Consider the following 11,883-nt stretch of genomic DNA (forward strand, 5'->3'; position numbering starts at 1 on the left):
CTATTTTTACGGCTAAATTATATCAATAAAATATTCATTATGAAAAAAAGTTTACTTCTTACAGTTTTTGCAATTGGTCAATTACTGGGGTTTTCTCAAGAAAAGTACATTACGTTTATAGATTCATTAATGCCGCCAGAAAGTCCTGTTTTTTACGGTTACTATCATTTAGCTAATTCAAATAGTAGTGTGTCAGATGGATATTTTATAGGTGCATTGTATGACGATTCTTCTTATGAAATGAAACATTATATTAGTAAAGTAGACTTTCAAGGTGGTATGCTTTGGGATACTATTTTATATTTTCAAGAGCCTTTTTCTCCTGGTTTTTTATCAAGCAATTTTGGTGTTGTAGAAGCATCAGATGGTATGGTTGGATATGCTGAAGCTACGGGAGTGAATTTAAATAATAATGATCAGCCATTTATTTATCATGTAAATAATATTGGTCAAGTAGATTGGAATCAATTCTATTCTATTGATTCAATTAGAACTACTACAAAAAACGTAATTCAAACTAATGACGGTGGTTATGTTTTATCTGGAGAAATTTTTGATTTTAATGGTAATAGTTTAAGTAATGCATATGGCTTTATTTATAAAACTGACCTTTCAGGAAATTTAGAGTGGAGTAAATGGTATGCAGATAAAGATACTGCTGAATTCTCTTTTAGTTCTATTTCTCAAACTACTAATGGTAATTACATTGTAGCAGGAAACGGAATTAATAATAAAATGAGCGGTCAGGGTAAAGGGGATCCTCAAACATGGGATCATTTTGTAACTGTTGCTAACCTTGATCAAAATGGTGATATAATTTGGAATAATGCTATTCACTTTGATAGTATTGCAGACTTAGGTAGTGCTTTTCAAAATATTATTGTAAATATTGTTGATGATCAAACTGCAATTATAACCTTTAGATATTATAATAATAAAACTTTTTACAATGATCTTGGAGTTGCTAGTATAGATATTTCTACTGGTAATGTTGATTGGGTAAAAGGTTATAATGCAGATTTTATTGATTTTAATCCAAAAAAAGCCTTTATTTCTAAGAACAATACTATTGTTGTTTATCAAGAGGAAAATTATGAAATTCAAAGAGGAATTTTTTACGAGTTAGATTTACAAGGTAATTTTATACAAGGGAAGTCTGTTGATGATGGATTTAATGATTTAACTTTTCAAGATGTTGTTTTGAATAATGATGGTGGATTTTTAATGTCATATTATCCAAATGGAGCTCAAGGAGGGGTTAATTTAATTAAAACTGATAATTCTATTAGTTCTCATTGTGGTTTTGAAGGAGAGGCTACAATTTCTGATATTGTTAATTTAACTTATACAACATTTAGTATAATTGACACTGTTTTAGATGTTACACCAGTAACAGGAACATTAGGAGTAATCTCAGACTCAATTGTAGATTATACAAGTAGTAAATATTGTAGTTGCGAATTAAAAGTAGATGGATACATAATGGATCCAGTTGGATCTAATCCTGCTGATAGTGTTTTGGTTACCCTTTATAAATTCGATCCTGCTCCAGGTCAATATTCTGTATATGATACAGTCTTATCAGATGTGTTCGGTTATTATCGTTTTGATTTTCTTCCAGCAGGTAATTATATTATAAAGGCTGAGCCAATGCAATCCAAATATCCTGACTTAATTAAGACTTACTATAATAGCTTTGGAAGTAAAGCTCAATGGGATAGTGCAGAAGTTGTTATGATTGATTGCAGTAATAACTCTACGTCTTTTGACTTTGGTTTATATCAAGCAGTTCCTCAAACAGGAACTTGGACATGTAACGGTTATGTGTATGAGTATTTTGGGTTCAATCCAACAAATAAACTTGCTCCTGGAGATCCAATTGGGGATATAGATATTACAGTTGAACAATCGCCAGGTGGAGCTATTAGTTCAACTACAACAGATCCAACTGGTTATTACGAATTTACAGGGTTAAATAATAATGCTACATTTATTGTTAGAGCTGATATTCCTGGATTACCAAATGATTCAATTTATACCCTAACAATTAATCCTGGAGATGGAGCTTTAGATTCACTTAATTTTTATGTAGATTCAGTTGGAGTTTATATTGTTTTAGAAGACATTTTTACAAGTGTGGATATTAAAAACAACCAAAACTTAAGTTATAACTTACTTCCTAACCCAACAAGAGGGTTGGTTAATTTAGTTGTTGAAACAAGTGATGCAGTTGAAGTTAGTTTAGTTGTAACAAATGTTATTGGTGAAACAATTTTTAATAATGTTTACAAAGCTTCTTCAGGAGTTAATAAATATCCAATAGATTTAACAAATTATAATCAGGGTATTTACTTTGTAAGAATTAGTCAAGGCAATGATTATATTATTAAGAAGGTAATTAAACAATAAATTATTGATATTATAAAAGCCCCAACAGTTTCTGTTGGGGCTTTTTTTTTATATTTACAATCTAATGCGTAAGATTTTATTTTTTATAAGCTTTCTTTTATTGTTGATGCTTCAAGTATCAACTTCTATTGCCCAGACCTATAATTTTTCTAATTATAATGTCGCTCAAGGTCTGGAGCAATCAGATGTGCTGTCAATATCACAGGCAAATAATGGTTGTTTATTATATGGAACAAATGGAGGAGGCCTAGGTGTTTATGATGGTTATTCTTTTAAATCAATAAAAGAGAAGCATGGATTGGCTAATAATGTTGTTATGTCAGTTACTAAAGATAATGATGGTAATGTTTGGACGGCAACACGAAATGGAATTTCAGAATTAAATGAATATGTTACCAATGTTAAAAGGAATTATTTTATTGGTAAATCATTTTATTACACATATGCTAATCCTAAAAATGGAGATGTTTGGTTTGGCTCAGCACAAGGATTATATAAATATAATTTATCTCTAGATTCAATTGAATTTTACAACACCCCTAATGAAATATTAAATGGTTCTTTTATAAATTGTATCTCTTCTGATGTAAATGAAAATTTATGGGTTGGAACTAAAAATAATGGTGTTTTTAAAATTGACACAAAGAATAACGTTGAAAATTATTCAACTAAAAATGGATTGTCTTCAAATTATATTAAAACCATTATAGAGGGAAAAGAAGGAGAGATTTTTGTAGGTTCTCTAGATGGTCTTAACCTAATTGTTGAAGATAGTGTTCAATTTATTAAGCTCCCAAAAATTGAAGGTTCTCATTTAACTTTTACATCTTCAAGTTTATATAAAGATAAGTTAATATTTGGGGCCTTAAATAAGCAATTATATCTTTTAGATATTGAAACTCATAAAACAGAATGGATAAGTCAAGAAAATGGATTTGATTATCAAAAAATTTGGGCAGTATTTACAGATACAGAATCAAATTTATGGATGGGTTCATTAGGTGCTGGTATGGTAAAATTTAATCCGGTATTTACTTATTATGATGTAAATAATGGAATTATAGATAACTATATAAGAGCTGTTTATGAAGATGAAAAAAGCAATTTATATATTGGCTATGGCCGTGGAATTAATATTATTGATAAAAATAAAACGATAAAAACTTTAAAAGCTAAAGACTTAGGGTTTAGCATTGTTTATCATTTTAATGAATTTAAAAATAAAATTTTATTGGGGACTAATATTGGTCTTTATTCAATGATGAATGATAAAATTGAATTCATCCCTTTTTCTGATGAAAATATTAAAAATGAAGATATATTTTGTACTTATCGATTAAAAAACAAGTTGTATGTTGGAGGTAAAACGGGTTTTTATGTTTTAAAAAACGACTCTTTAAAATCTGTTGTAAATTCCCCTAAAGAATTTGTTTATGATATAATACAATATAGAGGAGCTTTGTTTTTAGCGTCAAATAAAGGAGTTTATCAATATCAAAACAATAGATTTAAATTTTTATCAAAAGAAGAAGGTATAGATTGTGATAAAGCAAGAAGTTTTACCATTGATTCAAAGAATAATTTATGGATAGGAACTAGTGAGGGAGCTTATCTCTATAATGGTAAAGATTTTAAAAAGATAACAGAGGAAGATGGATTGACGTCAGAGAATATTTATTTAATGGAGTTAGATGGCAAGGGGAACGTGTGGTTAGGTACAAACAAAGGATTAGATAGACTTAGCTTGGAGAGTGCTTATCAGCATTGGAATAATAATTTAAACAAGATAGAAGTTAGAAGCTATGGTAAAAACGAAGGCTTTAACGGTGTAGAATGTAATTTAAATACTGTTTTTAGAAATAGAAAAAATGAAATGCTATTTGGGACAATAAATGGTCTTTATACTTACCATTTAGAAAATGATAAAGTCAATGAGATTCCTCCTAATTTATCGTTAAACAATATTAAATTAAATTTTGAAAGTGTTAGTTGGGATAATTATACCGATAGTTTAAATGTTGAAACTAATATTCCATCAAAGTTGGAGTTGACCTACAATAATAATAACTTAATTTTTGAATATGTTGGAGTCTCTCTTACTAATCCTCAAGAGGTTCAATATCAATATAAGCTTGAAGGTTTAGACGAAAATTGGTTGCCAATAACTAAAGATAGAAAAGCAGTTTATACGGCAATCCCTCATGGAGATTATGTATTTAAATTAAAAGCCCAAAATAGTGATGGTGTATGGGTGGAAACAGAAGTTGATTTTTCATTTCAAATAAATCCACCATGGTGGAAGACCAATTGGTTTTATGCTTCTTCAATTTTAATTATTTTATTAGTAGGTTATTTAATTATTGTTGTTAGAACTAGGAACCTTAAGAAGACTCAGATTATACTTACAAATAAAGTTGAAGAAAGAACAAAAGAGTTAAGAGAAGAAAAAGAAAAGGTAGAGTCAGTAAATACAGAGTTAGCACATCAGAAGACGGTAATTGAGGTTGCTAACAAAAATATAACTGATAGTATTAATTACGCTAAGAAAATACAAGATGCTATTTTGCCTAAAGCAGCAAAACTTGAGGAATTAAAAGAGAGTGTTTCAGTATTGTATATGCCAAAAGATGTAGTTTCTGGTGATTTTTATTGGTATGAACGTATTGGAAATAAATTGATTTTTGCTGCTGCAGATTGTACAGGTCATGGTGTTCCGGGTGCTTTTATGAGTATGATTGGGGTAAATAATTTAAATCAAATAATAATCGAAAATAAGATTACTTCTCCAGATCGTATTTTACAAGAACTGAACATTGCCATTAAAAAAGTTTTAAAGCAAGAAGATGTAGATAGTGAAAGTCGCGATGGAATGGATATCTCAATTTGCTGTTTTGATTTAGATGAAAATGTAGTTGAGTACGCTGGTGCTTTTCGACCTTTAATTTACATTAGAGATAATGAATTGCATGAATTGAAAGGTAGTAGACAGCCAATTGGGGGAAGTGCTCCAACAGATTTTGATTATGAATTAAATCGCTTTGAAATAAAGAAAGAGGATATGTTTTATATGTTCTCTGATGGATATCCAGATCAGTTTGGAGGTCCAAAAGGGAAAAAATACATGAACAAAAGACTTAAAGAAGTATTTATAGATATTTATACAGAAACACCAAGTTATCAGAAAGAGAGGTTAAGAGATGAATTGTTGAAATGGATGGGAGATCACGAGCAAATTGATGATATATTGGTAATGTGTATTAAAATATAATTATTGATTGCAATACTTTGCAATAACTTCATATACACTTATATTTCCTAGCTCTCCAGACTTGCTTAAATCAATACAGGCTTGCTCTTTATTGTCTAATATTAATAGGATTAAAGCTCTATTTAGGTAAGCTTCAGAAAAACTATTTGAAACTTTTATTGCTTCACTATAATCTTCAATAGCTCCAATGTAATCTTCTTTTTGGCACCTTAGATTTCCTCGATTAAAATAGGCGTAACTAAAATTAGGGTTTTCGTTAAGGCATCTATCATAGTCGTTAATTACCATGTCAAGCGAATAATTTGAGTTTTCAGTTTCATTTAATGATTTAATAATGCTATAAATCATAGTAGCTCTTGAAAAGTAAGTAATGTAATTTGTGGGGTCTAAAGAAATCGATTTATTTAAATCTAAGATAGCTCTATCAAATTGGTTTAATGAGGTGTAAACAATTGCTCTTTTTAAATATAACTCTGCATTGTTTGGAGCTTTAGTTAATTGTTTATTAATATTTTCTAAAACTGAATTTTGAGTATTGGCTAATACAACATCTTCATCATCTAAATAATATAAGTAGTAAGAAGTGAAAGATTTATTAATCTTATTCCAAGAATCTATAATGTGTCGTTCTTTTTGAGTAGGAATTAAGCTTAATCCATAAGCTGGAGAGAGAGAAATGTCGTTTATTTTTGAAGATGAGTTACTTGCAGTATTTGAGTTTCCACTACTAAAAGAGGTGACTCTGGCAATGAAAAGTTCTTCAACCTGTTTTAAGCTGTCAGAATAATTGAGTTTACTTTCATTAATTATTGCAGCAGTTTGTAAATCTTGTTCAGCACCATAATAATCCCCTGCTTCTTGTTTAATTGACGCTCTAACTTTATATGCATCAACAAAGTCAGGGTAAAGTTCGATTGTTTTTTCAATATCTTTTCTTGCTTCTTTTGTTTGTTTTAACCTTTGGAGGGTAATTGCTCTATTGAAATAAGCAAGAATATTTTTGTTGTTTAAGGTTAACACTTTGTTGTAGTCATTTAATGCGGCTTTTAGATTCTCTTTATCCCCATAAATCAAAGCTCGATTATAATAAGCAGTAGAAGAGTTTGGTTGTAGTTCAATTACTTTAGTTAAATCTTCTATAGCTTTATCCTCATTGTTTTGTTTTTTGTTAATGATGCCCCTCTGAAAATAGGCATATGAGTTTTTTGGATCAATATGAAGTGCATGGTTGATGTCAATTAAAGAAGAGTCATATTTCTCTAGATAGAACATTGCTGTAGCTCTTCTTACATAGTTGGTTGCATTGTAAGGGTTGTTTTCAATAACAACATTAAAATCATTAATAGCAGCACGGTATTTTTTTAATCCAATTAATGACATACCTCTGATAATATAGATGAGTTCTTTTTTTGATTTATATTTAAATGCTAATTCACAATCAGCAATCGCCTTTTCGTGTTCTTGTAAATTGCTATATAATATTGATCTATTAATATAGATGTCTGGATTTTTATTGTTGATTTCTATTGCTTTTTCAAAGTTTTGGAAAGCTTCTTCAGGCTTAACTAATCTATCTAGAACAGCACCTCTTAAAATGTATAAATCGATGTTTCGAGGTTCTAATTCAATTGCTTTGTTAAGATCCTTTTCTGCACCAAGCAAATCGCCTAATTCTATTTTAGCAATAGCACGATAGTAATAAGGCTCATAATTTAATGGCTCATTTTGTATAGAAAGATTAAAATGTTCTATGGAAGCTTTGTAATTTTTATCAGATAATTCAAGTCTTCCAATTAGTAACTTGTTTTCTTTTTTCACTTGAGAAAAGCTATCACTAAAAAAAAATAAAGCGAATAATAAAAATAAAAAGTTATGCTTTAACGCTGAGCTAGGTTTCATTTAATAGAAAATAACATAGCAAAGGAACTCATAAAATAAAACATAAATGAAACAGGGGTGTTGTTTAATGTTAAAAATATATAATTACTCAAGGTTATACATGTATAAAATATCTTTATCAGCAACAACTAAGTTTGAAGTGTTATCGTTATTTAAATCGCTAATACTAAACAAAGTTGAACCTGTAAGCGGGAAGTTATTTTGAATAATTCCAGTTTCATCAAATAAGTATATATTATTTGCTGTAACAATGCCTATTTTTTTTGATTTATTGGGCATTTTAAAAAATAATGGGTTTTCAGTAATGACATCTTCAGTTTCTATGTTAACAATTTTGTTTTTTTCTGAATCAAATATTTGAAGAGTATTTTCATATGCGAAAATATATTCATTTTTGTTATCGCTATTAATATTAGCATAACTAAAAAATGTATTTTTTGGAATACCAGAAATACTAGTATTCTCTAATTTGTCGTTTAGCCTAAGCTTAATTACATTGCCTAGAGTATCAATGGTTGTAATGTAGCAGTTTTTTAAATCATTGTTTAATGTTAAGCTCAGATTAGTAGAATTTTTAGGTAGCACATTCGTTAGTTTAATTCTATCTTTTCCTGAACGTTCTACAATTTTTACTTCGCCATTGTTCAAAGGAATTACGATGTAGTCTTTATTGTTTAATGCAAAATGCCAGATATTAGTTTTTGCATATCCATTGGTTGGTTGGTATTCCCATCCTGACACAAGGCTTCCATTAATATCGTAATTGTAAATCATATTATTGTCGCAGCCTATTAATAATCTATAGTTTTTATTATTGCTATAATCTAATGGACTTATTCCATTGGTAGCTTTCGCTTTTAGTTTTACAGGGAATTTTTCTACGTTATTACCATTTCTATCTATTAGGTAAATTTTAGTTTCGGTATTAAACAAGTATTGTAATTTATTGTTTTTGTAAACATCAACTTGATGAATTTTTCCAATAATTTTTTCTGATAATTGTTTAGACCAAAGTGTTTTTCCCGTATTACTGATTAGGTAAATTTTATTGCTTAAATCTTGAACAATAATTTCTTTAGTATTGTTTGTATGGTTTACCATTATTTGTGGTTTAGCTTTAACAATAGTGTCCAATTTTGTTTCCCAAACTGTTCTTGTGTCTTGTTTGTATACTGGATTGTATTTTAGGTAAATGTTATTGTAGTATAAATCGTTTTTACTGGCGCTTACTTGAATTGCAACAGCTTCAAATTTTCTTAAAAGATCGGTTTTTTCTAAAGTACTATTTGCAAAATCATCTGCTAAAAAGCGAGGGTATAAATTTACAGAACGAGCTATATTGTTGTATATAAATATGCTTGAGCTAGAAGATAAATTATCTTTAAAAACTATGAAGTTTTCATCGTTTCCGAGTGTTTTTTCGGTAACTATTTTATTAATATAACTTTTAATGGCATTTTCTGAATTTCCAAAAACAAGGTAATCTCCAATTAATGTGAAATATGGTTGGTTAATATCATGAAATGGTTTGCCAAATAAGTTGGTAAAGAGCTTCTTAATTCCAATTTTATTTATTTTATAGTCATTATAATCAGTAATGGAATAATCCGCATTTGTTTTTGTTGCAATATTTTCTAGAGATCCTAATGCTTTCTCAGTATCATTTAAATGAATTATAATGTATTTTTCATCAGTAAAATCTTCATTAATAGGCTCGATAATTACAGAAGAAATTTCATTGCCAATGTATGATAAAAACTCTTCTTCTAAATCAATGCCGAAAGTCTCTGTCTGTTGGTCTAAATATTTTTGGTAATTAAAAAAATGATTGTTTGCTTTTAATAAAGTTTTACGATCAATAAAAAATTGTTTAGCATTACTAAAGCTATAATAGCATAAAAGAGCTGTGTTGTTAGGAATTACATCTAAAATTTCAATTTCTTGAGGTTTTTGATGTTTAAATAAATTTAAATAGTTGTTGTTTGTATCTGTCGCTAATGTAAACCCATTTAAAGCAATAGAATTATTTTTAAGAGTTACATCGAAAGCACTCCATATTGCATAGTCCTCAAAAGTTTTTGAGTAATCTTTAATTTGTTTATTTAAAATAAGGCTAGGTAATTTTTGAAAATATTTATGGTTTATAAATACATTTCCATCTTCAACTTTTCCTGAAGTACTTATTGTTTTATTAAAAGAATAGTTGTCTAGTAAAGAGTTGTCAGAAGAAAGTTGTCTTATCACATCTTCTATTAAAATAGTGCTATAACTAAAAGCAATTATATTGTTTTGGTAAATCAATGATATTTTTTGTTTTCCTTTAACAGGGAAATTATAAATAGTAACATTTTCATAAATTCTTGTTTCAGGATTTGATTTAGTTATTGTTTTTAGTTCTTGAATAAATTTATCTTCACTAATATTAGTAATTGTTGATGTGTAAAAAATAAAATTATAATTTTTTGCTCCTGCTAAATGGATAGAAGCTGTTATTGGTTTGTTTTTAATAAGTTGTTCTATTTTATTATTGCTTATTAAGGAATCAAAAAACTGTATTTGTTCATTAAGCTGATTAATATTTTGAGTATTATGTATTAGCTCTTCCCATATAATACTAGTAGAACTTAATCGATTAAAAAATTTTTTAAAATTGGATTCCTGAATAATTAAGGCTGCATTTTGAGGGATTGCATTTATTGTGTTTGTCGCAATTGGAGCTTTAACATTTTTATAGAAATTGTATGAGAGAATAACGATAACTCCTACTAATAATACAAACAAGCCTATTAGAATTTTTTTAGTCATTTTTCCTCGATTTAATTTTTTTATAAAAATAGTAGGACTTTGTTTGACTTTACACTTATAATCCAAAAAGAGTTAACAGTATTATTTTAATAAAACTAAGGCAACTAAAGTTTATCTTCGTCGTCTTAATTGTTAAGTTTATAAAAGATTTTACTTTATTCAGCAAAAAAAAAAACATGGTTTTTAAAAGATATTATATTCTATTCTTCTCGTTATTCATATCAATAAATATGAATGCTCAAGTAGTAGCTAATACTGCTGTAACAGCAGCTGATTTAATAACAGCTATTTCTGGTCCTGGAGTGATTATTTCAAATCCGACATTAACCTGTCCAACAGGGGCTTATGCTACATTTACCGGCGGAGCTGGAAGTTTAGGGCTGTCAGAGGGTATATTATTAACTACAGGTGATGCAACTATGGCAACTGGTCCCAATATAGGTAGTGGTACTGGTGCTTGTCCAGGAACTTCTGCTTCTGATCCTGATTTAACAGCTATTGAGCCCCAGGCAAATCAAGATGTTTGTATGTTGGAATTTGATGTAATTCCACAATGTGATATTCTAACTTTAGATTATGTTTTTGCTTCAGAAGAGTACCCCGAATTTGTTGGGGGTTCATATAATGATGCTTTCGGTTTTTTTCTTACTGGTCCTAATCCAGGAGGGGGAAATTATAATTCGGAGAACGTAGCTTTAATTCCTGGTACTACTACTCCTGTTTCTATTGATAACGTTAATAATGGGTCTAATGCAGGATACTATGTAGATAATACTGGAGGAACAAATACTGAGTATGATGGGTTAACAACAGCAATTACTGCAACAATGCCTGTTGTTCAATGTCAAACCTATCATATGAAATTAATCATTGCTGATGCTGGAGATTGTAATTATGATTCAGGTGTTTTCCTAGATTTTGAAGGATTGGTTTGTCCAAATAGTGATGCGACTTTAAATCCAATTGTAGTTGAAGCTGCCGAAAATTGTATTGATGCCAGTTTTGAGATAATAGCCAATTTTGCAGTAGCTACAACCGTTAATATCACTACAACAGGTTCGGCGACTAATGGGGTTGATTTTGTTACTCCAGGTAGTTACAATTTACCAGCTGGGCCATCAACAACTTCTATAACAATTTCTCCATTTGCTGATGGTTTGGTTGAAGGAACTGAAACTATGAATATCATTTTATCTTATGATGTTTGTGGAACGCTTGTTCATGATACGCTTCCAATGACTATTTTAGATCAGCCAACAATTAATTTCAATTCTACAATTGAAAACTGTGGCGCATGTGATGGAACAGCGTCTGCTACTTTTAATAATGCAGCTCTTCCTATAGCTTCTTATACCTGGTTGCCTGCTCCTGGAGGAGGGCAAGGTACTCCAAATATTACTGGCTTATGCCAAGGAACTTATGTTTTAGATATTATTGATGCAAATGGATGCCCAGCAAGAGACTCTGTTGTTATCGGAACGGCTTGTGCTCCATGTAATATC

At 29.5% G+C, this 11,883-nt stretch carries 5 protein-coding genes; 3 read left to right on the forward strand and 2 right to left on the reverse strand.

Annotation, left to right across the window (positions count from 1 at the left end; translation table 11 throughout):
* The first annotated feature begins 39 nt into the window (after positions 1–39).
* Both FRY74_RS12365 and FRY74_RS12370 read left to right on the forward strand, forming a co-directional pair.
* Positions 40–2,409 carry a T9SS type A sorting domain-containing protein gene (locus FRY74_RS12365; RefSeq protein WP_147102063.1) on the forward strand — a complete coding sequence of 790 codons (2,370 nt, stop codon included), beginning with the start codon at positions 40–42 and terminating at the stop codon, positions 2,407–2,409.
* A gap of 106 nt (positions 2,410–2,515) precedes the next feature.
* Positions 2,516–5,677, forward strand: a complete 3,162-nt coding sequence (locus FRY74_RS12370) for a two-component regulator propeller domain-containing protein (RefSeq protein ID WP_170228030.1) — start codon at positions 2,516–2,518, stop codon at positions 5,675–5,677.
* Here FRY74_RS12370 and FRY74_RS12375 read toward each other — a convergent pair whose 3' ends face one another.
* Both FRY74_RS12375 and FRY74_RS12380 read right to left on the reverse strand, forming a co-directional pair.
* Complete coding sequence (locus FRY74_RS12375) at positions 5,678–7,495, reverse strand: tetratricopeptide repeat protein (protein ID WP_170228031.1); 1,818 nt, start codon at positions 7,493–7,495, stop codon at positions 5,678–5,680.
* Positions 7,496–7,660: 165 nt separating this feature from the next.
* Entirely contained in the window at positions 7,661–10,381 is a 2,721-nt protein-coding gene (locus tag FRY74_RS12380) for a hypothetical protein (RefSeq protein WP_147102070.1), read from the reverse strand.
* A gap of 230 nt (positions 10,382–10,611) precedes the next feature.
* On the opposite strand from FRY74_RS12380, the gene FRY74_RS12385 reads away from it, so the two are divergent.
* A partial coding sequence (locus FRY74_RS12385; protein ID WP_189765271.1) for a choice-of-anchor L domain-containing protein occupies positions 10,612–11,883 on the forward strand: 1,272 nt, incomplete at its 3' end.

Source organism: Vicingus serpentipes, assembly GCF_007993035.1.
GTDB classification, from domain to species: domain Bacteria; phylum Bacteroidota; class Bacteroidia; order Flavobacteriales_E; family Vicingaceae; genus Vicingus; species Vicingus serpentipes.

Coding starts and splice junctions, on each gene's coding strand:
- FRY74_RS12370 (WP_170228030.1), top strand. CDS start 2,516: ATGCTTCAAGTATCAACTTCTATTGCCCAGACCTATAATTTTTCTAAT.
- FRY74_RS12380 (WP_147102070.1), bottom strand. CDS start 10,381: ATGACTAAAAAAATTCTAATAGGCTTGTTTGTATTATTAGTAGGAGTT.
- FRY74_RS12365 (WP_147102063.1), top strand. CDS start 40: ATGAAAAAAAGTTTACTTCTTACAGTTTTTGCAATTGGTCAATTACTG.